The sequence below is a fragment of the Rhodococcus aetherivorans genome, assembly GCF_025722975.1.
Taxonomy (GTDB): domain Bacteria; phylum Actinomycetota; class Actinomycetes; order Mycobacteriales; family Mycobacteriaceae; genus Rhodococcus; species Rhodococcus aetherivorans.
On sequence record NZ_CP106982.1, the window covers coordinates 1997713 to 2023420 of the forward strand.

The following is a 25708-nucleotide window of genomic DNA, read 5'->3' on the forward strand; positions in this document are numbered from 1 at the left end:
GCACCGCGGTAGGCCTTCCGATCGCACACGTGGTCCCTCGCATCTTCATCGAACACAGCTGGTCCTGCCCGACCGTCAACGGTCGTTGCCGGATCCACCGTAAAGTCCGCCGACTTGCCGACGAACTGGCCGAACGATCAGATCGGCCTCTCCCGATGGGCAGTGCGCCCAGGCCCTCGCGCTCCCCACCGCCAGTGAATTTCTGCGGGTGGCGCCTAGAATCGGAAGCAATCCGAGGTGGCGTCATGATCAAGTCCGCAGAGCACCGGCCGGCAGAACCGGCTCCCGGGAGTGCCGTGGTGCACCTGCTGCCGTGCCGGACTCGGTCCGAAGACCGGGTGCACGGTGTCCGGTGACGCCGCCGAACGTCCCGCTGATCCGCCTCCGAGGGAGCTTGCGGACGAGTTGAGCGCGGCCGGTTTCGTCGAGCCGCGGGTGGCAGGGCAGGGAGGTTTCGGCATCGTCTACCGCTGTCGTCAGCCCGCCCTCGACCGGGTGGTCGCGGTCAAGGTGATGAGCTCCAGCCCGGACGAGACCGACCGGGTGCGGTTTCTGCGCGAGCAGCAGGCGATGGGCCGGCTGTCGGGGCATCCGAACATCGTGCACGTGCTCGAGGCCGGCGTCACCCGTACCGGGCGTCCCTACATCGTGATGCCGTTCCACCGCCGGGACTCCCTCGAGGCCTGGATCAACCGGCGCGGGGCCCGCACGATTGCCGAAGTTCTCGACATCGGCATCAAGATGGCCGGGGCGCTCGAGACGGCACACCGGGCGGGTGTCCTGCACCGCGACGTCAAACCGGCGAACATCCTGATCTCCGAGTACGGCGAACCGCAACTGACCGATTTCGGGATCGCCCGGCTGTCGGATCGGCAGGACACCACGCGAGGCTTGGTGGTGGGCTCTCCCGCCTACACCGCGCCGGAGCTGCTGCACGGGCAGTCTCCGTCGGTCGCCTCGGACGTCTACGGACTCGGCGCCACCTTGTTCACCGCGCTGGCCGGCCGGCCGGCCTACGCGCGGCGCCGCGGGGAGGAACTGGTGGCGCAGCTGCTGCGGATCAGCACCGAACCGATCCCGGATCTGCGCGAGCGGGATGTTCCGGAGGGTGTGTGTGCGGTGATCGAGCAGGCGATGGCCCGTGAGCCCGCCCACCGCTTCGGCACGGCGGCGGGGTTGGGGGAGGCGCTGCGCAGCGCCGGGGCGGACCTCGGTTACACCGTTGCCGACCTGCCGTTGCCGTTGGTCTGGGACGAGGAGAGCCCACCGCAGCCGGAAAGTCGCGAATCCCCCGCGACCGCGGCGTATCTGCGCCTCGACCCTTCGGCCGGTGCGTCCGTGCCTGCTCGCCCGCCCGCCGTGGCGACCAAGTACCGCCCCCCGGTCGCGGCTCACGCGATGGTGCAGCGCACCCGGCTGCTCGACCGGCTCAGTACCGCGACCCGGGCACGGCTGATCTTGATCCACGGCCCGGCCGGATACGGCAAGACCACCGTGGCCACCCAGTACGTGCGGATGCTCGAGCACGACGGCGGCAAGACCGCTTGGTTGTCGATCGACGAAGACGACAACACCCCCGCCTGGTTTCTCGCGCATCTCGTCGATGCGGTCACGGTGACCCTGCCCCGGCTGGGCAGAGAGCTGACCCGTGTCCTGGAGGCACACGGGGAGGGTGCCGAGCGGTTCGTGCTGACCACCCTGATCAACCGGACACACGCGGGCGGGCAGCACATCGCGGTGGTCCTCGACGACTGGCACCGGGTGACCAACCCCGCCAGCCGGGCCATCGCCCGGTTCCTGCTCGAGCAAGGGTGCCACCACCTGCAGCTGGTCGTCACCAGCCGGGCCCGGCAGGGTCTGCCGCTGAGCGGCCTGCGCGTGCACAACGAGCTGATCGAGATCGACGCCGCCGCACTGCGCTTCGACGTCGACGAGTCCCGCCAGCTGCTCACCGGTACCACCGGATTGACCATGGAGGACAAGGACGTTGCCGAGCTCGAGGAAACAACCGACGGGTGGGCGGCGGCCCTGCAGCTGGCCTCGCTGGCAATACGCGAACACCGTGACCCCCGGACGGTCATCCGCCAGCTGTCGGGCCGGCATCGCGCTCTCGGCGAGTACCTCGCCGAGAACGTCCTCGACAGCCTCGAACCGGACCTGCTCGACTTCCTGCTGGCCACCGCGGTCAGCGAACGCACGTGCGCAGCCCTGGCCACCGCCCTGACCGGCCGCCGGGACGCCCAGGCCGTGCTCGAAGACATCGAAGAACGGGACCTGTTCCTCACCCGGCTCGACGAGGAGGGACAGTGGTTCCGCTACCACCACCTGTTCACCGACTATCTACGCCGCCGGCTCGAACGAGGCGACCCGGAACGCCTGCACGAGCTGCACCGGACCGCGGCCCGATGGTTCGCCGATCAACACCTGTTGAGCGCGGCGGTCGATCATTTCCACGCCGCCGGCGACGACGACGCGGCGATCGACGTGGTCGAGCGGGAAGCAATCCCACTGCTCGAACAATCCCGGATGAACACTCTGCTCGGGTTGGAGACCAAGCTACCGACGACCGCCGGCGCGATGCGGCCACGCCTGCAGCTGGCGGTGGCCTGGGCACACGCGCTGCTGCACCACCGCGCTGCGGCCAACGACGCCCTCAGCCGCCTCGAGGCAGTGCTGCCGACCGTGCCCGGCGACGAAGAGGCTGACGCCCGAGCCGAGGCCGATCTCATCCGGGCCACCATCACCGTCTTCGACGACCGTCTCGACCACCTCGACGAGGCACTCGAGGCGTGTATCGCCCGCGCCGACAGACTCCGCCCGTGGATTCTGTGCGGTGTCGCGGATGTGGCCTCGTTCCGCGAGATCCAGCGGTTCGACTTCGACGAGGCCCGGCGCTGGCAGCAATGGGCACGCCCGCATCACCGCCGCGCCTCCGGGCCGTTCAGTGTCATCTACGGCTATTGCCTCGATGCAGTGGCCGCACGGGAACAACTCGATCTCGACGGCGCCGAGACGAGCCTGCGCCACGCCATGCACCTGGCCACCGCTTCCGACGAAGACAATTCCTACAGCTCCCGGCTCACCGGTGCCCTCCTCGGGGAATTGCTGTACGAACAGGGAAACCTCGCCGAGGCCGAAGGCCTGCTCGACGAGAGCTACAGCCTCGGCGCCGAAGGCGGAACCGTCGAGTTCATGCTCGCCACGTACGTCATCGGCGCTCGCCTGAAGCATCGCCTGGGGCAGCACGAACAGGCCGCCGAGCGACTGGCTGAAGGGGAACGGCTGGCACTGTCACTGCAACTGCCCCGCCTGGCGGTGTACATCACCAACGAGCGTATCCGGACGGGCATCGGGATATCGCAGGTCTCCCCGGACACCTTTCCTCCCGGGCTTCCGAGCGACGTTCCTGACGGGATCGCCCAGGTCACGGCCGAGACCACGGAAGAGGCGGCAATCCGGCTGCTGCTCGCCGCCGGCTCCGACAGTGACCGGACACACGCGTGCCGGCGCGCCCGAATCCTCACCGAGTCGATCAGCGCCACCGACCGGCCCAGAGCATCCCTCTATGCCCGCTTGTTGCTGACCGAGTGCCTTGTCACGGTCGGCTCACTCCCGGAAGCGGAACGGGTGTTACTGCCAGTCCTCGAGCAGTGTGCACGGTCGGGTTTGGTTCAGCCGGTGCTCGATACCGGACCCGTTGTGCGAGAACTCGTTCGGCGGGTCGGTTCGGAACGACACGGCCGCAGCATCAGCCCCGCCCTCGCCCACTTCCTCGATCGGCTGCACACAGCACCACAGCCGTCCGCAACACCGGAGAACACGTGAGTCCTCCCACCCCGGGCAGCGCCGAATCGAGCGCATCGCGACACCGCGATTGCCGCCCCGACGGCCCGCTCGGGCTAGCCGATCTCGTAGAACGGAGGCGCGTAGCGGAAGACCCCGCGCAGCTGCGGCCGATGGGCGGTGAGCGCGCGGGCCTGCAGGTGTGACGCCCATTCGGGCACATCGGGTTCGACACCGAGCTCGGCGGCCGGGACGAACCCGAAACGGGGGTAGTAGTCCAGGTGCCCGAGCAGCACCACGAGCGGTTCGTCGAGGGCGTCCGCCGCGCCGAGCACCGCGTGCATCAGAGCGCCCCCGACGCCGGCGCGCTGCAACTCCGGCAGCACCCCGATCGGCCCGAGGGCCAGCGCCGGCTCGCCGTCGACCGTGCCGCGGGTGACGCACACGTGCCCGACGACCGTGCCCTCGGCGTCCGTTGCGACCAGTGACAGCCGGGGCAGCCACGCCGGGCCGGCGCGCAGCGCCTCGACCAGGCCGGGCTCGACCGGCTCCGCGCCGGCGGGGGTGAGCGGCGCGAATGCGGCGCGGTGCACGTCGCCGATCGCGGGGACGTCGGCGGGAAGTTCTCGTCGGATGAACACGAGAGCAGTGTGGACACCGGCGTCGGGCCGGGCAACGGAATATCGCTGTGGAAAGCTGACGGGTATGCCGGAGACCACCCTCACCCGTGCCCGGGTCGCCGCGATGGTCGACCACACCCTGCTCAAGCCCGAGGCGTCGGGGGCCGACGTGCGCGCGCTCGTCGACGAGGCCCGCGAGCTCGGCGTCTGGTCGGTGTGCGTGTCGCCGTCGATGCTGCCGCTGCGGGCGGACGGACTCGTCGTCGCCACCGTGGCGGGCTTCCCGTCGGGCAAGCACCATTCGCTGATCAAGGGCGCCGAGGCCCGGCTCGCCGTGGATCAGGGCGCCGCCGAGATCGACATGGTGATCGACATCGGAGCGGCCGTCGCCGGGGACTTCAACGCCGTGCTCGCCGACATCCTCACCGTCCGGGAGGCGATCGGGTTCGAGCCCGTGCTCAAGGTGATCATCGAGTCGGCGGCGCTGTCGGACGAGGCGATCGTCGAGGCGTGCCGGTCCGCCGAGCGGGCCGGCGCGAACTTCGTCAAGACGTCCACCGGGTTCCATCCCGCCGGGGGTGCGTCGGTGCACGCGGTGCGGCTGATGGCCGAGACGGTGGGCGGCCGGCTCGGCGTCAAGGCCAGCGGCGGCATCCGCACGGCCGAGGCGGCGCTGGCCATGATCGAGGCCGGCGCCACCCGGCTCGGCCTGTCCGGCACCCGCGCGGTGCTCGACGACCTGCCGGAGTGAGCACCGGGCCGCGGCCTCAGCGAGTATCGGGCCGCGGCCTCAGCAGTCGAGCTGGTTCTGCGACTGCTGTCCGGCCGGGGCCTCCGGCATCGTGTAGGCGCCGCCCTCGAGCGTCACCGCGATACCGGAGTCGGTGACCGACACCGCCGTCGCCTGCATGTCCAGCGGGTACTGCTGCAGGCTCTCGGTGAGGATCTGGACGATGCCGTCGACCAGTGCCGGGGGCAACCCGATGCCGAACAGCGACGCGTCCACCGTCTCGACGGCGATCGCCCCGTTCCGGGCCTCCGGCCGCACGGTCAGCTCCACCAGGTCCGCGCCGCCCACGGTGAAGCGGAGGGTGCCGGCGTTCGCGTCCGGGGTGACGTCGGTGATCAGCGAGCCGAGCGGCAGGGTCTGCACCGTCGCGAGGATGCCCGACGACGGCCACACCACGTCGGCGCTCGAGCTGCCGATGGTCCCGGCCCCGGCGGCACTCTCCCGCAGATCCACGTCGCGGACCACGGCGTGCACCTGCATCTCCTGGGCGGGGCCGAACGCCGTGTCGTCGCTGTCGAGCGTGACGGACGAGACCTGCTTGTCCACGAGCGAGAGCAGCACCGGCTTCCACCCGAGATCCACGTCGACGTTCGTGCCGAGTTCGCTCTCGAACGACTGCGCGAGGCAGTTGGTGGCACGGTTGCGGACGTACACCTCGGCGCCGACGAGCACCGCGACCAGCGCGACGGCGAGGGCGATGCCGATGGTGGCGAAGGGGATGCGCTTCCGGTTCGTCATGGTTCGGGATTGTTCCGAAGAACTCTGAGGAAGGTCTGTGAAGATGCGGTCCCACTACCAGAAAGTGTGAGGTGGGACACAGTTGTTCGGGTACTGTGGCGGCATGACGGGCTGGACGGAACCTGAACACGACGCCTCCGGCCGGGTGGATCCGGACGAGGCCCTGCGACATACCGCGCTCGCGCAGGCGGGCTTCTTCACCGCGCGCCAGGCCATTGCCCACGGCATCGCCACGATCGACTTCGTCGGCCGGATCGCGGCCGGGCACTGGGTCCGGATCGAATCGGACCTGTTCCGGCTCGGCGACAGCCCGCACACGAAGTTCGACGAGTTCGCGCAGTGGTGCGCCTGGTACGAGGGCGCGGCGGTGGTCTCGCACCAGAGCGCCGCCGACCTGCACGGCATGGGGCACCTGCAACCCCGCTTCCTGCACCTGTCGACGGCCGACCAGAGAACCGTGCCGAGCAACCGGCTCGCCCTGCACCACCGGCAGCTGCGCGCACAGGACTGCGAGCAGGTCGGGTGCTTCCGCATCACCACCCCCGCGCGGACCGCCGTCGACCTCGCCGCGGGTGGGGTCTCCCAGGAGGTCCTCGACGAACTCGTCGGCGACGCCATCGCCATCGGGCGGGTGACCTCGGCGCAGCTGCACGCCGCGGTCGCCGATCAGCCCGCGGCCGTCGCGGACCGCATCGAGCTGGCACTGCTCGCGGCCGGCTGAGCCTGCGTCGGGGCGACGAAGTCCCACGGCACGGTCAGCACGCAGTCCCGCAGCCGCCGGCGTTGCGATGCCGCCGGCACGCCCTGGGCGCGCAACAGGTCCAGCGTCGCGCGCCAGCGCACGCGCGGTCCGAACGCCGCGTGCGGTGCCGCCGACGCCCAGGCCCGATCCGCCGCCTGCAGCAGCTCGTGGATCCGTTCCCCCGGCACGTTGCGGTGGATCAGCGCCTTCGGCAGACGCTCGGCCAGGTCCGACGGGGTGTCCGAGTGGAACGGGCTCCACGCCAGCGTGAGCGTGCGCGGGCCGTGCTCGTCGAGCAGCACCCACGCGCACCGCCGGCCCAGTTCGTCGCACGTGCCGTCGAGCAGCAACCCGCCGGGCGCGAGCCCGGACCGCAGCCGATCCCACGCCGGAGCCACCGCCTCCTCCGGGTACTGGCGCAGCACGTTGAACGCGCGGATCAGCACCGGCCGGAGCCCGGCCAGCTCGAAGCCCCCGCGGGCGAACTCCACGCCGTCCCGCCCCGGCACCACCCGGTCGGGATCGATCTCGAGACCCACCACCCGGAGGCGGCGACGCACCGTGCGCAGCCGCGCGGCCAGCTCGAGGGTGGTCACCGGCATCGCGCCGTAGCCGAGGTCGACGACGAGCGCGTCGTCCCGGGAGTGCAGGACGCGGGCGACGTCGGGGTGGTGCATCAGCCAGCGGTCGCTGCGGCGCAGGCGGTTGATGCCCGTGGTGCCGCGGGTGACGACACCTTCCGGGCGCGGGGCGCGCACAGGGGACTACCCGAACCGGCGCGCGAGCCAGCCGGCGGTGATCTCCGCCTCGGTGCGGAACAGGTCGACGAGGTTGACGAGCATGAGCTGCTCGAGCTTGCCGCCGATGAACGGCAGGAAGACCTTGGCCTCCGAGGTGGTGCGCAGGGTGCTGCCGCCGTCCGAGGCGAACAGTTCCATCGTGCCGGTGAGGCTGCCGGGACCCGCGGGGACCGAGGCCTGGTAGCTGCCGGTGATGGTGTCGCCGAAGGGGGTGTACGTCTCCTTACGGGTGATGACCATGTCCTTCTTCATCACCGTCTGGGCGATCTCGGGCAGTTCCGTGCGCGGCAGGACGTGGTGCAGTACCAGGTCGATGCCGTCGTCCGACACCTCGAACTCCGCGAGGTGGTTCTCGGAGTACTTGCGCATCTCGACGATGCGCGCCTCCCAGTGCGCGCGGTCCGAGAGCGCCTCGTACACCTGCTCCGGGCTGTACGGATAGCGGGCGGAGTAGTCGATTCGCCGGGCCATGACACGCGAGGTTACCGGTTCGTTACCGAACGACGGAAATCGTCACCGTCCCGCAACGGCCTCGTCAGTGCGGTTCGGACAGCCACTTCGCGGTGAAGGTGCGCTCCACGTCGAACAGTTCGACGATCTGCTCGACGATGATGCCCTCGATCTTGCCGCCGAGGAACGGGATCCGCACCTCGGCCTCACCGTCGATCTCGACGATGGTGCCCGCGCCGTCCGGCGCCATCGTGGAGGTTCCGTCCACCTTCCCCGGCAGCCCGTCCACGTGCGCGGAGAAGCGGCCCGTCGCGCGGTCCCCGGTCACCGGTTGCCACGACTCGTGCCGATGGATGACCAGGTCGCCGGGATGGAAGTTGGTGACGAAGCTCGGCAGGTGCTCGGCCGGGATGGACTGGGTCATGTGCAGGTCGATCGTCCCGTCACCGGTGCGCACGTCCTCGAGCGTCGCGCCCGGCCCACCGATCTCCGCCAGGCGGCTCCGCCAGTAGTTCTCGTCGACGAGCGCCGCGTGCACCGTGGCGACGGGGAACGCGTAGTGCGAGTAATGGTCGATGCGGCTGCCCATGGTCGGCACGCTACCGTTTGCGGGTGTCTGATCCGCGTATTGGGGCCCAACTCGTCGAGGCGGGCGCCGCCGTGTCCGAGGACGTGCCGCTGTCGGCGCTGACCACGCTGCGGCTCGGCGGTCCGGCCCGGCTGCTCGCCGAGTGCACCACCACCGACACCCTCGTCGAGGTCGTCCGCCTGCTCGACGCGGCACGCGTCCCCACCCTCGTCCTGGCCGGCGGCTCCAACCTGGTGATCGGCGACGGCGGGTTCGACGGTGTGGTCGTGCGCATCGCGACCACCGGGATCGAGCCGGGGGAGGACACCGTGCGCGCCGAGGCCGGCGCCGGGTGGGACGACGTCGTCGCCCTGACCGTGAAGGCGGGCCTCGGCGGGCTCGAATGCCTGTCCGGCATCCCCGGCTCCACGGGTGCGACCCCGGTACAGAACGTCGGCGCCTACGGCGTCGAGGTCGGGTCGATTCTGAGGGCCGTGCGGCTGCTCGACCGCACCAGCGGCGACGTCCGGTGGATCGGCCCCGAGGACCTCGGGCTCGGGTACCGCACCAGTGTCCTCAAGCACTCCGACGACGCCCTGGTCCTCGAGGTCGACCTGGCCGTGCGGCCGGACGGGGCCAGCGCCCCCATCGGCTACCGGGAGCTGGCGTCGGCCCTGCACGCCGAGGAGGGCGAGCGACGCCCGGCCGCGGAGGTCCGAGAGCAGGTGCTCGCCCTGCGCCGGGGCAAGGGCATGGTGCTCGACCCGGACGACCCCGACACCTGGAGCGCCGGATCGTTCTTCACCAATCCCGTGCTCGCCGACGACGAGCTGCCCCGCGTGCTCGCGGCCGTCGAGGAACGCGTCGGGCCCGACGTGCGGATCCCGCGGTTCCCCGCCGGTGGCGGCACCAAGCTCTCCGCGGGATGGCTGATCGAGCGGGCCGGGTTCGGCAAGGGCTTCCCCGGCCCCGGCGCGCCGGTGCGGCTGTCCACCAAGCACACCCTCGCGCTCACCAACCGCGGCACCGCGACCACCGCCGATCTGGTGGCCCTCGCGCGGGAGGTGCGCGACGGCGTGCAGGACGCGTTCGGTGTGCGGCTCGAGCCGGAGCCGGTCACCGTGGGTTGCTTCATCTGAGAGCCGGTCTGCCGGACCTGCCGCCGCGCTGCGACGCGACAGCGCGGCGGGCGTACCCTCGTCGGAGTGCTCCACCTGGGTGAACGAAGTCGTCGGTTGTTGTGGTTCGGGCTGCTCGCACTCGTCGCGGTGCTCGCGGCGTGCTCGTCGGGCCCCGGCGGGAGTGCGGTTCCCACCGGCACCGCGCCCGTCGTGTCGATCGTCACCGACCCCGCCGACGGCGCCACCGACGTGAACCCCACCACCCCGATCCGCGTCTCGGTCACCGACGGCGAGCTCACCGACGTCGCCCTCACGAACGTCGGAACGAGCACCGTCGTGCGTGGCGCCCTCGCCGCCGACCGCCGCAGCTACACCGTCGCCGAACCGCTCGGCTACGGCGCGACCTACCGCTGGTCCGGCACGGCCGTCGGCTCCGACGGCGAGGCCGTGGCCGTCGAGGGCAGCTTCGACACCGTCGACCCCGACCGGGTCGTCTCCGCGAACCTGAACATCGCCGACGCGCAGCCGGTCGGGATCGCCGCCCCGATCATCGTCCAGTTCGACGGCCCGATCACCGACAAGGCCGCCGTCGAGAAGGCCATGGTGGTCGGCACCGACCCGCCGACCGTCGGCAGCTGGGCGTGGCTGCCCGACGACAACGGCGGTGCCCGCGCGCACTGGCGCCCGCAGCAGTACTGGACGCCGGGCACGGCGGTGCACCTCGACGCGCGGCTCTACGGCCTCGACTACGGCGACGGCGCCTACGGGGCGGAGGACCTCACCCTCGACTTCACCGTCGGCCGGAGCCAGGTCGTCGTGGCCGACGCCACGTCGCACCGCATGCAGGTGGTGCGTGACGGGGTGACGATCATGGACATCCCGGTGAGCTACGGGCAGGGCAACGAAGCCCGCAACGTCACCCGCAGCGGCGTCCACGTGGTCACCGAGAAGCACGAGGACTTCCTGATGTCCAACCCGCCGTACTACGAGAACGTGCGGGAACGCTGGGCGGTGCGGATCTCCAACAACGGCGAGTTCATCCACGCCAACCCCGCGACCCTCGGCCAGCAGGGGGCGACCAACGTCACCAACGGCTGCATCAACCTCTCGCTCGGGGACGCCCAGGAGTACTTCGCGACGGCGATGTACGGCGACCCGGTCGAGGTGTCCGGAACGTCGATCGAGCTGTCCGCCGCGGACGGCGACCTGTACGACTGGGCGATCGACTGGCCCACCTGGCAGTCGATGTCCGCGCTGTAGGCAAGGCGCACTACCAGCGGTTGCGCACCTTCTCGGCGAATCCGAGAAGCTCGCGCACCTCGAGCCGGGCACCGTCGTCGAGCGTGACGTGGCCGGTGAACCGGCCGAAGACCTGATGCTGCGTCGAGCGCAGGACGAGGGCGTTCACGTCGGCGGCGCGGTCGAGGATCGGCTCGAACCCCATCTCGAACCGGCCGTCGTTGCTCGAGAACCGCCACGGCGCGCCGTCGTAGGTGCCGTGAGGCAGATGGAACCGCACCCGGTCCAGCTTGTGCTCCATGCCGTCGAGCAGGAGCATGTTCTCGCTTCCGGCGGCGGTGTCGCCGAAGCCGTGGCCGACGGTGAACCCGAAGGGACGCCCCTCGTGCCGTCCCGATGCGGACGCCCAGAACCAGGTGTTGTCGTAGGTCCACACGCCCCGGCCCCAGTCGAACACCCCGAACGCGGAGGCGGGGTCGAAGGTGTGCTCGCGGCCGCCGACCGTGATGGTGCCGGCGGCGGTGAGGCCGGGGATCTTCTGGTTGTAGTAGAACGCCCGCTCGTCGCCGGGGAACGGGATCGCGACGACCATCCGCTCGGCACCGGGCGGGGTGAGCACCACCTCGCCCGACAGGCCCCGCCCGCCCGCGAATCCGGGATGTCGGACGATCAGCCGCCGGGCGCCGCGCTCGTGCCGGAACTCGAGGCGCATTCCGCGCCGGTCGACCACCACATCGCCCGCGTCCGCGGAGGCGGGCAACCGCAGCCGTCCGAGCGGAAACGGGACCATCGCGTTCTCGGTGGTGTCCGCACGGCCGGCCAGGTCGAGCCAGCTCACGCCGAGCAGGCCCATGTAGCCGTTGTCGGCGACGGTCAGCGCGAGACCGAACGGGCCGTCGTCGCCGTCGGCGAGCACGCAGTAGTAGTCCCACTCCTTGATCCGCCACCGCGGTGCCGCGACCCGGGACCGGTCGTAGGCCCGGACCTCGGTGCCGGCCCAGCCGGCCTCGGCGAGACGGCCCCGCACGTCGAGCAACGGCCCCGGGGAGAGGCGGCGTTGCCCGGCGTCCCTCTCGATGCCCACCGGTTCCTACTCGGCGGTGCGGTGGAAGCGCATGGGGCCGGCCTGGTCGCGTGGCTGCACGATGATCTGGTCCAGGTTCACGTGCGGCGGGCGCGACGCGACGAAACCGACGATCTCCGCGATGTCCTCGGCCACCAGCGGCGTGATGCCCTTGTACACCTTGGCGGCGCGCTCGGCGTCCCCCTCGAACCGCACGAGGGAGAACTCGGTCTCCACCGCACCCGGCGCGATCTCGGTCAGGCGCACCGGCTTGCCGAGCAGCTCACCGCGCAGCGTGCGGTGCAGCACCGCCTGGGCGTGCTTGGCGGAGGTGTAGCCCGCGCCGTTGTCGTAGGCATGGAACGCCGCCACCGACGTGATCGTGACGATCAGGCCGTCGCCGGAGTCGACGAGCTTCGGCAGCAGGGCCTTCGTCATCCGCAGGGTGCCGAGGACGTTGGTCTCCCACATCCAGCGCCAGTCGTCGAGGTCCGCCTCGGCGACCGGGGCCATGCCCTTGGCGCCGCCCGCGTTGTTGACCAGCACGTCCACCCGGGGGAGCACCGTCGTGAAGGCGGTCACCGAGTCCTCGTCCGTGACGTCCAGCTCGAGGGCCGTGCCCCCGATCTCGTCCGCGAGCTTCTCGATCCGGTCGACGCGGCGAGCGCCGACGACGACGTGGAAGCCCTGGGCTGCGAGGGTTCGGGCGGTGGCCTCGCCGATGCCGGAGGAGGCACCGGTGACGACGGCCACGCGGGAATCGGGAGAAATCGTCATGCAGGCGATCCTAGGGTGCCCCGGATACGGTCGCGCGGGGGTCCGCGCGACCGCGGCGCCCGTCACGACGCGAGCGGGCGGGGCACCTCGACGACCGAGTAGGCGCTCGCGTCGCCGGCGACGGACCGGCTCGCCTCGCCGTGCACGCTCACCGGGACGTCCCCGGCGAGGGTGATGCGATTCAGGCGACGGTGCAGGCCGTCGTAGTCGGCGACGGCGTAGTGCTGGGTGGCGCGGTTGTCCCACACCGCCACGTCCCCGGCGGCCCAGTTCCAGCGGGTGGTGTACTCCAGCCGGGTCTGGTGGTCCTGCAGCAGCCGGAACAGCGCCTGCGACTGCCGGCCGCTCAGCCCGACGAAGCCCTTGACGAAGTGGCCGAGCAGCAGCGACCGCTCCCCGGTCTCGGGGTGCACGCGCACCACCGGGTGCTCGGTCTCGAAGTACTCGGACCGGAACTCGGCGCGGTACTCGGCGACCCGCTCGTCGGCGCCGTCGCGGAGCTGCTCCGCGCTCTCGGCGGCGTAGTCGTACAGGTTGGTGTGGGTGGCCCACAGGTTCTCCGCCAGGGTCTTCAACGGGGCGGGCAGGCCCTCGTAGGCCGCCACCCCGGAAGCCCACGTGGTCGAACCGCCGTAGGCGGGCAGTTCCACCGCGCGCAGGATCGACGCCTTCGGGATGCGGTCGACGAACGAGACGTCGGTGTGCCAGCTGTTCGCCTTGCCGTAGTCGGAGTCGATCGGCAGCACGTGCGCCCCGCGCGAGGTGACCGTCGGGTGCGCGGTGGTCGGCGTGCCGAGCAACTCGGCGAACGCGTACTGCGACGCGTCGTCGAGGTGGTGCTGTTCCCGGAAGAAGATCACCTTGTGCTCGGCCAGGGCGCGCCGGATCGCTTCGACGGTGGCCTCGTCGAGATCGCCGCCGAGCCGCACGCCGTCGATGCGGGCCCCGATGTGCCCGCCCAGACGGACCACGGACACGTCGCGAGCGGAGGCGGTGCGGGTATCGAAATCCACGGACATGGAGGACCTTTCGTAGATCGAACGTTGGTGCCGTCGACCTCATCACCGGAGGCGGGCCGACGTAAGGGTTTCCGTCACCGTGATCGGGACCGTTGCCGCCGCGTCGCCGTGCGGATCGGACGCCGTGCGGATTGGACACAGTGGCGCGCGGCGGCTAGGTTGCGGATATGCCAGCTCGCCGTCTCCGTGCTCCGCGGGTCACCTACGTGACCGCCGCGCTGGGCTCGCGGCTGCCGCTGGCGCGCGAACTGTGTTGTCGCTGACACCGCCCTTCGCGCCCCGCTTCGTTTCCCCCCGGCCGTAGGCCGGTGGACCTCTGCCTCACGATCGAGCGGATCGGCGCCTCCCTGCCACGCCCCGGGTCTGCGGACCCGATCTCGAGGAAGAGCCGCAGTGACTGCAGTAGCTACGTCAAATGTCCTGTCCACCAATATTATTCGTCCGACCTCCGGATCGGGCGTCCGTTCCCGTAGTGCCACCGCCCGGGTGCGATCGACGACGCGCGTGCAGATCGTGCCGCCCGAGCTGAAGGTCGCCGACGGCACCGCCGCCGCGGTGTTCCGGGTCGCCGCGGCGCGCGGGCCGATCTGCCGCGACCAGGCGGCGACGGCGACGGGCGCGAGCATCGCCACCGTGAACCGGCAGGTCTCGGCGCTGCTCGCCGCGGGCCTGCTCCGGGAGCGGCCGGATCTGACCGCGTCCGGTGCCGTGGGCCGGCCCCGGGTGCCGTTCGAGACCGACCACGAGCGCTACCTGACCGTCGGCATCCACATCGGTGCGGCCGTCACCGGCATCGTCGCGAGCGACCTGCGCGGGCGTGTGATCGGCGCGGTGGAGATCCCCACCCCGCGCGGCGGCCAGGAGGCGGCACTCGGGGCGATCACCAGCAGCGCCAGGGCCTTCGCGTCGCGCTGGCACCGGCGCACGCCGCTGTGGGCGGGCGTCGCGCTCGGCGGCCGCGTCGATTCGGCCACCGGAACCGTGGACCACCCGCGGCTCGGCTGGGAGGATGCGCCCGTCGGGGCCGTGGTGAGCCGGGGCCTGGGCCTGCCGGTTTCCGTCGCCGCGCACGTCGAGGCGATGGCCGCCTCCGAGTTGCTGCTCACCCCCGACCGCGACACCGCCGATGTCGAGGGCGCCACCCTGTACTTCTACGCTCGCGAAACCGTCGGTATCGCAATCGCATTCGACGGCCGGGTGCACACACCGCGCGGCGGCCCGGGCTCGGTGTCGCACCTGCCCACCGGATCGTCCGTGCCGTGCGCCTGCGGTGCCCGCGGATGCCTCGAGGCCACCGTCGCCGACCGTGCGGTGCTGACCCGGGCGCGGGCCGCCGGCCTGCTCGACGCGGGCGCCACGTCCGTCTCCGCGTTGTACGCGCTGGCCCGCAACGGTTCTCACGAGGCCCACGAGATCCTCGTGGAGCGGGCACAGGTGCTGGGGCGGTCCGTCGCGATGCTCCGGGACCTGTTCAACCCGGACCGGGTGATCCTCGGCGGCCAGGCGTTCACCGCGTACCCGGAGGCCGCACCGCACGTCGCGCGCGCGCTCGCGTCGCCGTCGGGCGCCGACGTCCGGGTCACCGGATTCGGCGACCGAGTGCAGGCGCACGCCGCGAGCGTGGTGTCCTTGAGTTCGCTGTACTCCGATCCGCTGGGCGCGATGCGCCGGGCGCTGGTCTGATACGCGCACGGAATGGCTATCCGCGCAGACGATTCGATTTCACGCGCGGACGACCGGGAGGCGCGCGGATGCGGGGCCGCCGGTCAGCCGCCGTGCAGTGGCGGGCCGTCCGTCGCGTCCGCCGGCGCACCCCGCCGGTCCAGTTCGGCCCGCGCGCGGGCCAGACCGCCGTGCTCGAGCGCCGCGAGGGGCGACTCGTCCGCCCAGACCAGCGTGCCGCGGTCGCGGACGGTCACGCTCAGCGAGCCCGCGAGGTGCTCGAGGGCGCCGGGCACGTTGCGGCGCTCGAGGGGCAGCGGAACCGGCAGGACGTGCGCGGCGCTCAGCGGGGCGGTCGCCTCGATCTCGACGGTCCACCGCGGCCCGCGCCCGAACAGCGACCACCGCTCGTCGGCGACGTGGGCCCGCACCGGGGAGACCACGGGGTTGCCCAGCCGGATCACGGGTCCGTCCGGCAGGGCGACCACCACCGCCGTCACCTCGGTCCGCAGCGGTCCGGCGTGGACCTGCCCACCGGCGAAGGCGACGCACGCGGCGGAGTCGGTGAAGCCGTGCGCCTGGCCCCACCACCACGACTCCGGGAATCCGCCTCGGCCCCAGTTCTTCTCCGCGTACACCTGGGCGCCGTCCAGGTTCCACGTCTCGCCCCCGAGCACGGCCTCGCCCTCGGCTCGCCCGTCGAGCAGCCACGGGTGCCAGTACTGGTTGAGCGCGGGGACCGCGTGGAAGACGCTGGATCCGCCGAACCGGCGGCGGGGCCACGGCCGGGGCGCCGTCACCCGCACATCGAGGCGTGCGTCGTCGCCGAGGTCCACGCGCAGCCGGTCGGGCTCCCCGCGGAACGCCGTGCCCGCCGACGCGCCGAGCCGCCGCGGGTCGGCGAACCCCTCCGGATGCGCCGTCGTACGCAGGAATCCGCCCGGGTGCGCCGCCACGCCGAGGGTCGCCCACGACCCGTCGGCGGCCCGGTTGACGCCGCACAGCGCGATCACCACCCGTCCGGTCCCGGGCTGGGTGAACCGCCAGAAGTACCCCTCCATCGCGACGTCGTGCGCCGCCAGCGGATCACCGAAGGGCAGGTCGGCGCCGGTGGCGCGGTAGCTCGAGCACAGCGACACGACGCTCAGATCCCGGCCCGGGCCGCGGCCGCGATGTCGTCGAGGTCCTGGTGCAGCGCCTTACGCGTCGCCCGCAGGGCCAGGGGAGCGACGAGCGCCGTCAGCGCCCGCCGGATCCGTCCCGGACGGCCGGCGTCGGCCGAGAACCGCACGGTCAGCGTCGTGCCGGCCCGCTCGGGGGCCACGTCGAACTCGGTGCGGTAGCGCACACCGCCGGATTCGGCCTCGACGGCCGTGTGCCGCCCCGGCTCCACGGCCGTCACGGTCATCTCCTCGGTCGCGGCCCTGCCGAACATCGTGCGGGTCTCGCGCCAGCGGGTGCCGACCTCGTAGCCGACGCCCGCGAGCCGTTCGACACCCTGCACCCCGCTCAGGATCTGCGGGGCCGAGTCGACGGAGGTCAGCACCCGCCACACCCGGTCGGGTGGTGAGTCGACGAAACGGCTCAGCTCGACGTGGTGGCCCATTCGCGCTCCTCTTCGGTCGGGTCGATCACAGGGGCAGGGCGTTCTCCTGCAGCGTCGGCTCCGCGCCGCGCCGGCGGAACCATTCGAGGCCGAAGGCGCTCGCGAGCTGTTCCGGCGTCATCGCCAGCATCGGCCCGAAGTCACCGACCTGTGAGGCGTGCGCGAGCATCGCCGCCCGTTTCGCGGGGATCGTCGCGGACACGTCGATCGTGGTGGTGATCTCGGCCTCCGGCAGGCCGAACGTGTCCAGGTCCGGGGGCGACGCGTCCGGGCTCACGTCCGGGTTGGCGGCGAGCAGGCGACGGATGTGGTCCCGGTTCATCGCCGCCTCGTACACCGACGGGTGCGCGGTCAGCTCCTGGGCCCGGGCGCCGACGCGGTGCACCTGCACGTGGTCGGGGTGCCCGTATCCGCCGTTGGGGTCGTAGATGGTGACGACGTCGGCGCTCTCCTCCGCGAGCACGGCCGCGAGCCGGGCCGCGGCCGAGTCCACGTCGACGTTGCAGAACGCGGCCGGGTCCGCGTTCTGCGGCGCCCCGGCCATGCCCGAATCGGCGTAGCCCAGCGGCACCAGGCGGGCGACTCCCAGCGTCTCCGCCGACGCCTCGAGCTCGGCGCGGCGACGCTGCACCAGGGACTCGCCGGGACCGAGCAGCCCGTCGGGGACCTCGCCCGCGGCGCCGTCCGTCGCCACGACCAGCACCACCCGATGCCCCGCGTCCGCGGCGAGGCGCATCACCCCGCCGGTGGTGAACACCTCGTCGTCGGGATGGGCATGGAAACACACCAGCACGCTCACGTACTGCATGCTGGCACGAATGCGCTCCTACCGTGCACTGTTCACCGCGCCGGGCGCCGCCGCCTTCTGCCTGGCGGGGTTCGTCGCGCGGTTGCCGATCGCGATGGTCGGCATCGGCATCGTGACGATGTTCTCGCAGTTGCGGGGTGATTACGGCCTCGGTGGCGCCCTGGCCGCGGTGTTCGCGCTGTCGTACGCGGCGCTCACCCCGCTGGTCTCGCGGGCCGCGGACCGGCACGGGCGGTCCCGGGTCCTGCCGGTCGCCGCGGCGATCAGCGCGGCCGCGACCGCCGCGATGCTGGCGGGGGTGCGGTGGGAGGCGCCCGAGGCGCTGCTGTTCGCGTGCGCGGTCCCGGCGGGACTGATGCCCACGATCGGCGCCATGGTCCGCGCCCGGTGGACCGAGCTGCTCCGCGGCACCGACGGGTTGCGTACCGCGTTCGCGCTCGAGGCGGTGATCGACGAGCTGTGCTTCATCGTCGGGCCGGTGCTGTCGGTGGGGCTGAGCGTCGCCGCGTTCCCGGAGGCGGGCGCGTTGCTCGGGACTGTGCTGCTGGTGATCGGCACCGTCGCGCTCGCCGCCCAGCGCGGCACCGAACCCCCGGCACGCCCGGTCGTCGCGGGGGCACCCGGCGCGAGCGTGCTGCGGATCCCGGTGCTCGTCGTGCTGGTGGTGGCGATGACGGCGATGGGCACGATCTTCGGCGTCGTCGACGTGGTCGGGGTCGCCTTCACCGCCGAGCGGGGCGCGCCCGGCGCCGCGACCGTGGTGCTGGCGATGTTCGCGACCGGGTCCGCGCTCGGCGGCCTCGTCTTCGGGGCGGTGCGGCTGCGGGCGCCGCTGACGCGGCAGCTGCTCGGCGCGACGGCGGCCGTCGCGGTCCTGCTGTGGCCGCTGCTGCTCGCCGACACGGTGCCGGCCCTCGCGGTGCTCTACCTGTCGGCCGGGGTGGCCGTCGCCCCCACCATGATCGTCGCGACCTCCCTGACCGAGCGGATCGTGCCGCCGGGCCGGCTCACCGAGGGCATCACCTGGACGGTCACGGGACTCGGGGTCGGTGTCGCGGTCGGCTCCGCCGTCGTCGGTCAGGTCATCGACCGGTCCGGGTCGAGCGCGGGCATCGGGGTCGCGGTGGTGGCCGCGCTCGTCGGATGCGCGTGCGCGGTGGGAGTGGCCCGGCTCGCCCGGCTAGGGTGACCCGCATGACAATCCGCGAGGTCGAGAGCTCCGACGGCACCCCCATCGTCTACCGCGTCACCGGCGATCCCGCCCACCGCCCGCTGGTCCTGCTGCACGGCTGGGCCCAGTCGTCGCGGTGCTGGGGCGAGGCCGTGCTCGACGAGCTGGCCCGCACCCACCGGGTGATCGCCGTCGACCTGCGCGGACACGGGTACTCCGGGGCCCCGGAGACCGGATACGACGAGTCGAAGCTGTGGGCCGCGGACGTGCAGGCCGTGCTCGACGCCGAAGGCGCCCACGGGGCGGTGCTGCTCGGCTGGTCCTACGGCGGCCTGGTGATCTGCGACTACCTCGCGACCCACGGCACCGACCGCGTCGCCGGGATCGTGCTGGTCGGCGCGATCACCAGCATCGGCCGGGGCGAGAAGGGCGGCAAGGTCGGGGCGGCCATGCGCGCGGCCGTCCCCGACGCGATGTCCGAGGACGCGGCGACGGCGATCCGCGCCCTGGGCGCCTTCGGCACGGCCCTCACCGGGCCCGGGGAGGGCAAGGGCGTCGCGGCACAGGCGCTGTTCGGCACCAGCCTGTGCACCCCGCCCCGCGTGCGGGCGGCGATGTTCGCGCGGACGGTGCGCAACGACGAGCTGCTGCGGGGCCTCGACACGCCCGTACTCGTCCTGCACGGCACGGCCGACTCGGTCGTCGACGTCTCGGCCGCCGAGCACGCGGCGTCGCTGCTGCCGAACGCGACGACCTCGTTCTGGGAGGGCACCGACCACGGCCCGTTCGTCGAGGACCCGCAGCGGTTCGCCGCGGAGGTCACGCGCTTCGCGGGATCGCTGTAGCCGCTGCCGACCCGAGCGCCTGCGCCCCGGCGAGCAGCAGTGTCTCCTCCGGCGTGAGCGGGTGGAACTTGACCCCGCGCACGTCGCGGTAGCACTGCTCGAGCGGGCTCGACCGGTAGAAGCCGCGGCCCCCGGCGACGTCGAGGGCCAGGTCGCACACCTCGATCGCGGTCCGCGCGATCTCGGCCTTGGCGGTCATCACCGCGGCGACCGTGGTCATCGACGGCACCGGGTCGTCGCCGACGACGTCGAGGGCACCGTCGAGGGCCCACGACGCGACCTGCAGGCGGGTGGCCGCGACGCCGAGCTGGCGTCGCACGCTCGGGTCGCCGGCCCGCGGCGTCCCGGCGACGAGCGCGGTCGCGTGCGCGTGCGCGGCCTCGGCAACCCCGAGGTACACGGCCGCGACGACGGGCATGGCGACGCTGAGCACCAGCTGGAACGGCGGGTCGATCACCCCGTACGGGCGGCGGGCGACCACGGCCGCGTCCGGGACGAACACGTCGGTCAGCTCGACGTCGTGGCTGCCGGTCCCGCGCATGCCGAGCGAGTCCCAGTTGTCGAGGACCCGCACCCCGTCGGCCTTCATCGGGACCATCATGTTGAGCACGATGCGGCCCTCGTCGGGGTCGTCGTACGGGAACATGGTGGCGAGCACGTCGCCGACCGGGGCCTGGCTGCAGAACACCTTGCGGCCGTCGACGCGGTAGCCACCGGGCACCTTCCGGGCGGTCCCGCGCGGCCGGGTCTGGTCGGCGCCGCCGGTGGAGACGAGCACGAGTCCCTCCCCGGCGACGCGGCGCAGCATCCGGTCCGCGCCGGGCGCGCCGTGCCGGTACCGCCACGCGGCGGCGAGCACGACGTGGTGGTGCATGGACGAGGCGAGGGCGGTGGCCGCGCAGTGGTGCGCCAGGGTGCGTTGCACGGTGGCGACGTCGCGCACGGTCGCGCCGTCGCCGCCGAGCTCGCGCGGGACGGCGAGCGCGAGGCGGCCCTCGGAGCGCAGGATCTCGTAGGCCTCGGCGACGAACGTGCCGTCGCGGTCGTGGGCGCGGGCGTACGGGGCGATCCGCCGGCCCAGTTCGTCGGTGCGGGCGGCGAGTTCCTCGCGGGGGCGGGAGCGGGGGGACTGGGTGATGTCTACGGTGGTCATGTCTCGACGGTAGGGGCGCAGATCGATGCCGCCCAGTGCACGTTCTGGACCTACTCTGGAGATGTGCGCGAGTACGGGCAGTACTGTCCGGTCTCGATCGGCAGCGAAGTGCTCGCCGACCGGTGGACCCCGCTGATCCTGCGCGAAATGGTCTACGGCAGTACCCGTTTCAACGAGATCGAGCGCGGCCTCCCCGGCATCTCCCGCACCCTGCTGGCCACCCGGCTGCGGCACCTCGAACGCAAGGGCGTGCTGGAGCGGGTCCCGCAGGCCCGCGGCTGCGAGTACCGCCTGACCCCGGCCGGCCGCGAACTCGCCCCGATCCTCGTCGCGATCGGGGAGTGGGCGGTGAAGTGGTTGTTCGCCGAACCGGTGCCCGCCGAGGTCGACCCGGTGACGCTGACGTGGTGGATGCACCGCCGGGTGGACCGCGACCGGGTGCCGCAGCGGCGGGTGGTGATCGAGTTCGACTACACCGGTCCCGCCCCGATTCGCCTGTGGATCGTCCTGGACCGGGGCGAGCCGTCGGTGTGCCGCAAGCCGCCGGGGTTCGACGTCGACCTGTACGTGACCGGGGAACCGGTGGCCCTGATGCGCGTCTTCGCCGGCACCCGGACCCTCGCCGAGGCGATCGACGACGGCAGCGTGCAGGTGCACGGGCCGTCCGCGCTGGTGCGCGAGTTCGGGACCTGGTTCCTGTGGAGCCCCTTCCACGCGGCGGTGCGCCGCGCCGTCGCGGGTTTCGAGGCCGGCGAGCATTCCTGAACGGCCGGGGTGCCGCGTCGAGCAGCCGCAGCGCGCCGGAGCGCAGGGGAGGGCGGAGCCGGGCGGGGATGTGCGGCAGGGCAGTATGGAGAAGTGACGTCGAAGTCGAACAGCCGTCCCCGCCGCGTGGCCGTCCTGTCGGTCCACACCTCGCCGCTCGCGCAGCCCGGCACCGGGGACGCCGGCGGGATGAACGTCTACGTTCTGCAGACCGCCGTGCAGCTCGCGCGCCGCGGGGTCGAGGTGGAGATCTTCACCCGGGCGACGTCGTCGGCCGACCCCGTGGTGCAGGAGGCGGCACCCGGCGTGCTCGTGCGCAACGTCGCGGCCGGTCCGTACGAGGGGCTCGACAAGCACGACCTGCCCACGCAGCTGTGCGCGTTCGCGGCCGGGGTGCTGCGGGAGGAGGCCCGTCACCCGCAGGGCTACTACGACCTCGTGCACTCGCACTACTGGCTGTCCGGCCAGGTGGGCTGGCTCGCCCGGGACCGGTGGGGAGTCCCGCTGGTGCACACCGCGCACACGCTCGCCGCCGTGAAGAACGCCTCGCTCGCCGACGGTGACGTGCCCGAGCCGGCGGCCCGGCAGATCGGCGAGCAGCAGGTGGTCGCCGAGTCCGACCGGCTCGTCGCCAACACGGTCGACGAGGCGGCGCAGCTCGAACGCAGCTACGGCGCCGACCCGTCGCGGGTGGACGTGGTGGCGCCGGGTGCGGACCTGTCCCGTTACCGGCCGGGGGACCGGGCGGCCGCCCGGGCGGGCCTCGGCCTCGACCCCCGCGAGACGATCGTGACCTTCGTCGGGCGCATCCAGCCGCTCAAGGCACCGGACGTGCTGCTGCGGGCCGCTGCGGCGGCGATGTCCGCCGACCCGGAGGTACCCCTGCGCGTGCTGGTGGTCGGCGGGCCCTCCGGCACGGGACTCGAGCGGCCGCACTCGCTGATCGAACTGGCCGCCGAGCTCGGAATCGCCGCCCGGGTGACGTTCCTGCCCCCGCAGCCACCCGAGCGGCTGGTGCAGGTCTACCGCGCCTCGGACGTGGTGGCGGTGCCGAGCTACTCCGAGTCGTTCGGCCTGGTGGCGATCGAGGCGCAGGCCTGCGGGACCCCCGTGCTGGCCGCGAACGTCGGTGGCCTCGGCGTCGCGGTGCGCGACGGCGAGACCGGGCTGCTCGTCGACGGCCATCGCACCGACGACTGGGCCGCCGCGCTGCGCGCGCTGGTCACGGACCCGGGACGGCGGGCTGCGCTCGCGGCGGCCGCGCCCCTGCACGCGGAGAACTTCTCCTGGGAGCACACCGCGGAGGGTCTGCTCGCCAGTTACCGTAAGGCCGGTGCGCTGCGGAACCGTTCGCTCGGGACCGGCGAGTTCCCGCTGCGCCGGCAACGCGGAGTGTGGAAGATCCGGCGGACGACGGGGGTACGGGCGTGAGCGAGCGACTGAGCGAGACGATCGAGGCGACGCTGCGCGATCGCGGCCTCGAGTTCTCCCGCAAGGAGGGTGGGCACTTCGTCGTCGACCTGCCGGGGGAGAACAAGCTCAAGACGACGACGCTGCTCAGTCCCGGCAACCACGGCCTGCGCATCGAGGCGTTCGTGTGCCGCAAGCCCGACGAGAACTTCGAGGGCGTCTACCGGTACCTGCTCCGCCGCAATCGGCGGCTGTACGGGGTCGCGTACACCCTCGACAAGATCGGGGACATCTACCTCGTCGGCCGGATGTCGGAGGCCTCGGTCACTCCGGACGAACTGGACACGGTGCTCGGCCAGGTGCTCGAGGCCGCCGACCACGATTTCAACGTCATTCTCGGACTCGGATTCCTCACCTCCATCAAGCGGGAGTGGGAGTGGCGGGTCTCGCGGGGCGAGTCGCTCCGCAATCTCGAACCCTTCCGGCACCTGATCGAGGACGGCCGGCCCTTCGTGGTGGAGGACGCGCAGCCGTAACGCCGCGATATCGGTGACCCGAGCCACAATATTACTGTGAGCATGGTCACATAACGGCCGTGTAACTACACGGTTTCGAAACGGCGATTACTCGGACGTCACCTGGGAAAACGCTACCGCCCGATCTTGGAATGTGAGACGGGCGTGCCGGAAAACAGCGCGTGACCGATCCGTGATGAGTCTCTAGCGTCGTAATCAGCCCGATACCACCGGGCAAGCAACACCGGCCCGTCGCCGCTGACTCTGCCCCGCGGGACCGGAACTCGATACCTGATCGAGGGGCAGGGACGAGGCACAGCTCCGAATCCGGGCAGCGGGATCGACATCGTCGGCCGCCGCAGTGCCTCGCCAGCAGACGCGAGAGGAATTCAACCGCATCATGGCAAACTTCACCTTCAAGCGCGCCCTCGGCACCGTCGCCGCCACCGCGGCCCTGGCCATCACCCCGTTCGCACTCGGCACCGGCACCGCCAACGCCGCCTCCGGCAACTGGGACGCCGTCGCGCAGTGCGAGAGCAGCGGGAACTGGGCCATCAACAACGGCAACGGCTACCACGGTGGCCTGCAGTTCTCGCCGAGCACCTGGAACGCCTACGGCGGCCAGCAGTACGCCCCCACCGCCGACCAGGCGACCCGGGAGCAGCAGATCGCCATCGCCGAGAACGTCCTGGCCGGCCAGGGCGTCGGTGCGTGGCCGGTGTGCGGTCAGTACCTCTGATCCCACCGCCCGGGCTCACGCCCGTAGCAGCCGAACGAACCCCGCGTGCACCGCACGCGGGGTTCGTCGGGTTCTCACCGGATCCGCGACGCGGCCGACCGGCGGTAGGCGGCGGCCTCGAAGTCGAGGTATCCCCCGAACGAGACGGCGTCGGCGAAGGGCAGGATCTGGGTGGCCCAGAAACCGGCGATGCCGTTCTGGCGGTCGATCCAGTAGTACAGGTTCGCCAGGCCGGCCCAGCCGAGCGCCCCGGCGGGCCGACCCGTCGGCGCCGGCTCCTCGTTGACCATGAACGTGTATGCCCAGTTCTTGGGTAGCCCGGGGAAGAACTCCGCATCGTTCGACAGCGCGGGGATCACGCCCGGCAGGGCGGTGATCTGCTGCCCGTCCAAACCGCCGCGCACCGCGTCGGCGACCGTTCCGGCCGCCAGCACCCGGCCGCCGGGCGCGTCCCCGTCGCGCAGCCACATCCGGAGGAACCTCAGGTAGTCCGGGACGGTCGTGTACAGACCGTGGCCCCCCATGTGGACCTCCGGATCCTGGGGGAGCACCATCTCGGGCATCGGTACGACGGTCCCGTCCTCACCGCGCTGGTGGACGACGGCGAGCCGGTCGCGCATGTCGGCGGTGAGGGTGAACGCCGTGTCCGCCATCCCGAGGGGCTCGAAGATCCGTTCGCGCATCACCTCCCCGAGGCGCCGGCCCCGCACGGCCTCGACCACCAGCCCGCACCAGTCGATGTTCGAGCCGTACATCCACCGCTCGCCCGGATCGAACAGCAGCGGGGTCCGCAGCGCGGCCTTCGACGCCGTGATGACGCTGGGCTGACCGTGCTCCTCGGCGAGACGCCGGTAGTTCTCGTCGAAGAAGTCGTACCCGAGGCCGGCCGTGTGGAGCAGCAGCATGCGGGTGGTGATGTCCCGTTTCGGCGCGCGCAGCAGGGGCTCGCCGTCCGTTCCGAAGCCCTCGAGAACCTGGAGTTCGCCGATCTCCGGCACATACCGGGCGGCGGGGGCGTCGAGGTCGAGCAGGCCCTCCTCGACGCACTGGAGTGCCGCGGTGCCGGTGATCGCCTTCGTCGTGGAGAAGGCGGCGAACACGGTATCGGCGGTCATGGCCGTGCCGGACCCGGCAGCCCGTTCCCCGGCCACCCCCGAATACACCACGTCGTCCCGGTCGGTGAGCATGGCCACCACGCCCGGCAGGCCCCCCGGGCTGTGGGTGAGTTCCCGTAGGGCTGCATCCATGGTGCTCGCGAAGTCGTCTGTCACGGTTCCTCCTGTGCGCGGGTCCGCCGCCGGTGGGCTCACCGGCGTCGGATGCG

24 protein-coding genes and 1 pseudogene are annotated in these 25708 nt (G+C 72.1%); 12 read left to right on the plus strand and 13 right to left on the minus strand.

What is annotated here, in order from left to right; all coding sequences use genetic code 11:
* Positions 1 to 405: 405 nt before the first annotated feature.
* On the plus strand, positions 406 to 3825 hold the full coding sequence (locus OCS65_RS09195; protein WP_263509580.1) for a serine/threonine-protein kinase: 3420 nt from the start codon (positions 406 to 408) through the stop codon (positions 3823 to 3825).
* 74 nt (positions 3826 to 3899) lie between these two features.
* Here the strand turns inward: OCS65_RS09195 and OCS65_RS09200 are convergent, their stop codons facing one another.
* Positions 3900 to 4424 (minus strand): GNAT family N-acetyltransferase, encoded by a 525-nt coding sequence (locus OCS65_RS09200; RefSeq protein WP_072635778.1) that lies wholly within the window; start codon positions 4422 to 4424, stop codon positions 3900 to 3902.
* A gap of 64 nt (positions 4425 to 4488) precedes the next feature.
* Between OCS65_RS09200 and deoC the strand changes: the two genes are divergently transcribed.
* Complete coding sequence (gene deoC, locus OCS65_RS09205; RefSeq protein WP_006946525.1) at positions 4489 to 5154, plus strand: deoxyribose-phosphate aldolase; 666 nt, start codon at positions 4489 to 4491, stop codon at positions 5152 to 5154.
* A 39-nt stretch (positions 5155 to 5193) separates the two neighbouring features.
* Here deoC and OCS65_RS09210 read toward each other — a convergent pair whose 3' ends face one another.
* Positions 5194 to 5931, minus strand: a complete 738-nt coding sequence (locus OCS65_RS09210; protein WP_263509584.1) for an LmeA family phospholipid-binding protein — start codon at positions 5929 to 5931, stop codon at positions 5194 to 5196.
* 103 nt (positions 5932 to 6034) lie between these two features.
* On the opposite strand from OCS65_RS09210, the gene OCS65_RS09215 reads away from it, so the two are divergent.
* Positions 6035 to 6652 (plus strand): type IV toxin-antitoxin system AbiEi family antitoxin domain-containing protein, encoded by a 618-nt coding sequence (locus OCS65_RS09215; protein ID WP_029545192.1) that lies wholly within the window; start codon positions 6035 to 6037, stop codon positions 6650 to 6652.
* On the opposite strand, the gene OCS65_RS09220 is transcribed toward OCS65_RS09215, so the two are convergent.
* From OCS65_RS09220 to OCS65_RS09230, 3 genes are all read right to left on the minus strand, one after another.
* A complete protein-coding gene (locus OCS65_RS09220) occupies positions 6598 to 7431 on the minus strand; it encodes a class I SAM-dependent methyltransferase (protein ID WP_263509586.1) in 834 nt (277 codons plus the stop codon). The genes OCS65_RS09215 and OCS65_RS09220 overlap by 55 nt on opposite strands.
* Positions 7432 to 7437: 6 nt before the next feature.
* Entirely contained in the window at positions 7438 to 7944 is a 507-nt protein-coding gene (locus tag OCS65_RS09225) for a DUF2505 domain-containing protein (protein ID WP_006946528.1), read from the minus strand.
* A 64-nt stretch (positions 7945 to 8008) separates the two neighbouring features.
* Positions 8009 to 8512, minus strand: coding sequence for a DUF2505 domain-containing protein (locus tag OCS65_RS09230; RefSeq protein WP_006946535.1), 504 nt, complete (start codon positions 8510 to 8512; stop codon positions 8009 to 8011).
* 71 nt (positions 8513 to 8583) lie between these two features.
* On the opposite strand from OCS65_RS09230, the gene OCS65_RS09235 reads away from it, so the two are divergent.
* Complete coding sequence (locus tag OCS65_RS09235; RefSeq protein ID WP_263510368.1) at positions 8584 to 9630, plus strand: UDP-N-acetylmuramate dehydrogenase; 1047 nt, start codon at positions 8584 to 8586, stop codon at positions 9628 to 9630.
* Positions 9631 to 9696: 66 nt separating this feature from the next.
* A complete protein-coding gene (locus OCS65_RS09240; RefSeq protein WP_185712918.1) occupies positions 9697 to 10872 on the plus strand; it encodes a L,D-transpeptidase in 1176 nt (391 codons plus the stop codon).
* A gap of 10 nt (positions 10873 to 10882) precedes the next feature.
* Here the strand turns inward: OCS65_RS09240 and OCS65_RS09245 are convergent, their stop codons facing one another.
* The 3 genes from OCS65_RS09245 to OCS65_RS09255 all read right to left on the minus strand — a co-directional run bounded on the left by OCS65_RS09245 (position 10883) and on the right by OCS65_RS09255 (position 13710).
* Positions 10883 to 11935, minus strand: coding sequence for a DUF2804 domain-containing protein (locus tag OCS65_RS09245; RefSeq protein ID WP_263509589.1), 1053 nt, complete (start codon positions 11933 to 11935; stop codon positions 10883 to 10885).
* Positions 11936 to 11941: 6 nt separating this feature from the next.
* Complete coding sequence (locus OCS65_RS09250) at positions 11942 to 12691, minus strand: SDR family NAD(P)-dependent oxidoreductase (protein ID WP_263509590.1); 750 nt, start codon at positions 12689 to 12691, stop codon at positions 11942 to 11944.
* A 62-nt stretch (positions 12692 to 12753) separates the two neighbouring features.
* Positions 12754 to 13710 carry a TauD/TfdA dioxygenase family protein gene (locus tag OCS65_RS09255; protein WP_072635771.1) on the minus strand — a complete coding sequence of 319 codons (957 nt, stop codon included), beginning with the start codon at positions 13708 to 13710 and terminating at the stop codon, positions 12754 to 12756.
* Positions 13711 to 14142: 432 nt separating this feature from the next.
* Between OCS65_RS09255 and OCS65_RS09260 the strand changes: the two genes are divergently transcribed.
* On the plus strand, positions 14143 to 15393 hold the full coding sequence (locus tag OCS65_RS09260; protein WP_376744873.1) for an ROK family protein: 1251 nt from the start codon (positions 14143 to 14145) through the stop codon (positions 15391 to 15393).
* 83 nt (positions 15394 to 15476) lie between these two features.
* Here the strand turns inward: OCS65_RS09260 and OCS65_RS09265 are convergent, their stop codons facing one another.
* Genes OCS65_RS09265 through OCS65_RS09275 form a run of 3 tightly spaced genes read right to left on the minus strand, consistent with a single transcriptional unit; the run spans position 15477 to position 17786 of the window.
* Complete coding sequence (locus OCS65_RS09265) at positions 15477 to 16511, minus strand: tocopherol cyclase family protein (RefSeq protein ID WP_251549499.1); 1035 nt, start codon at positions 16509 to 16511, stop codon at positions 15477 to 15479.
* 5 nt (positions 16512 to 16516) lie between these two features.
* A complete protein-coding gene (locus tag OCS65_RS09270) occupies positions 16517 to 16978 on the minus strand; it encodes an SRPBCC family protein (RefSeq protein ID WP_263509593.1) in 462 nt (153 codons plus the stop codon).
* 25 nt (positions 16979 to 17003) lie between these two features.
* The gene (locus tag OCS65_RS09275; RefSeq protein WP_006942308.1) at positions 17004 to 17786 is read right to left on the minus strand and encodes a PIG-L family deacetylase; all 783 of its coding nucleotides are present in this window, start codon (positions 17784 to 17786) and stop codon (positions 17004 to 17006) included.
* On the opposite strand from OCS65_RS09275, the gene OCS65_RS09280 reads away from it, so the two are divergent.
* Positions 17785 to 18975 (plus strand): MFS transporter, encoded by a 1191-nt coding sequence (locus tag OCS65_RS09280; RefSeq protein WP_263509596.1) that lies wholly within the window; start codon positions 17785 to 17787, stop codon positions 18973 to 18975. The two genes, OCS65_RS09275 and OCS65_RS09280, sit on opposite strands and share 2 nt — an antisense overlap.
* Positions 18976 to 18980: 5 nt before the next feature.
* On the plus strand, positions 18981 to 19802 hold the full coding sequence (locus tag OCS65_RS09285) for an alpha/beta fold hydrolase (RefSeq protein WP_006942311.1): 822 nt from the start codon (positions 18981 to 18983) through the stop codon (positions 19800 to 19802).
* On the opposite strand, the gene OCS65_RS09290 is transcribed toward OCS65_RS09285, so the two are convergent.
* Complete coding sequence (locus OCS65_RS09290; protein WP_043803256.1) at positions 19777 to 20955, minus strand: acyl-CoA dehydrogenase family protein; 1179 nt, start codon at positions 20953 to 20955, stop codon at positions 19777 to 19779. The genes OCS65_RS09285 and OCS65_RS09290 overlap by 26 nt on opposite strands.
* Before the next feature lie 63 nt (positions 20956 to 21018).
* Here OCS65_RS09290 and OCS65_RS09295 point away from each other — a divergent pair, with 63 nt between their 5' ends.
* The 4 genes and pseudogenes from OCS65_RS09295 to OCS65_RS09310 all read left to right on the plus strand — a co-directional run.
* Positions 21019 to 21720 carry a winged helix-turn-helix transcriptional regulator gene (locus tag OCS65_RS09295; RefSeq protein WP_029545165.1) on the plus strand — a complete coding sequence of 234 codons (702 nt, stop codon included), beginning with the start codon at positions 21019 to 21021 and terminating at the stop codon, positions 21718 to 21720.
* 93 nt (positions 21721 to 21813) lie between these two features.
* Positions 21814 to 23151: a D-inositol-3-phosphate glycosyltransferase gene (mshA, locus tag OCS65_RS09300; protein WP_006936015.1), complete on the plus strand. Its 1338-nt coding sequence runs from the start codon at positions 21814 to 21816 to the stop codon at positions 23149 to 23151.
* The gene (locus OCS65_RS09305; RefSeq protein ID WP_006936013.1) at positions 23148 to 23666 is read left to right on the plus strand and encodes a type III secretion system chaperone family protein; all 519 of its coding nucleotides are present in this window, start codon (positions 23148 to 23150) and stop codon (positions 23664 to 23666) included. Before mshA ends, OCS65_RS09305 begins: the two co-directional genes overlap by 4 nt.
* Positions 23667 to 24045: 379 nt before the next feature.
* Positions 24046 to 24381, plus strand: a pseudogene (locus OCS65_RS09310) (transglycosylase family protein); the annotation flags it as partial.
* A 77-nt stretch (positions 24382 to 24458) separates the two neighbouring features.
* Here OCS65_RS09310 and acmB read toward each other — a convergent pair.
* A complete protein-coding gene (gene acmB, locus OCS65_RS09315) occupies positions 24459 to 25655 on the minus strand; it encodes a methyl acetate hydrolase AcmB (protein ID WP_161995272.1) in 1197 nt (398 codons plus the stop codon).
* Positions 25656 to 25708: the final 53 nt, after the last annotated feature.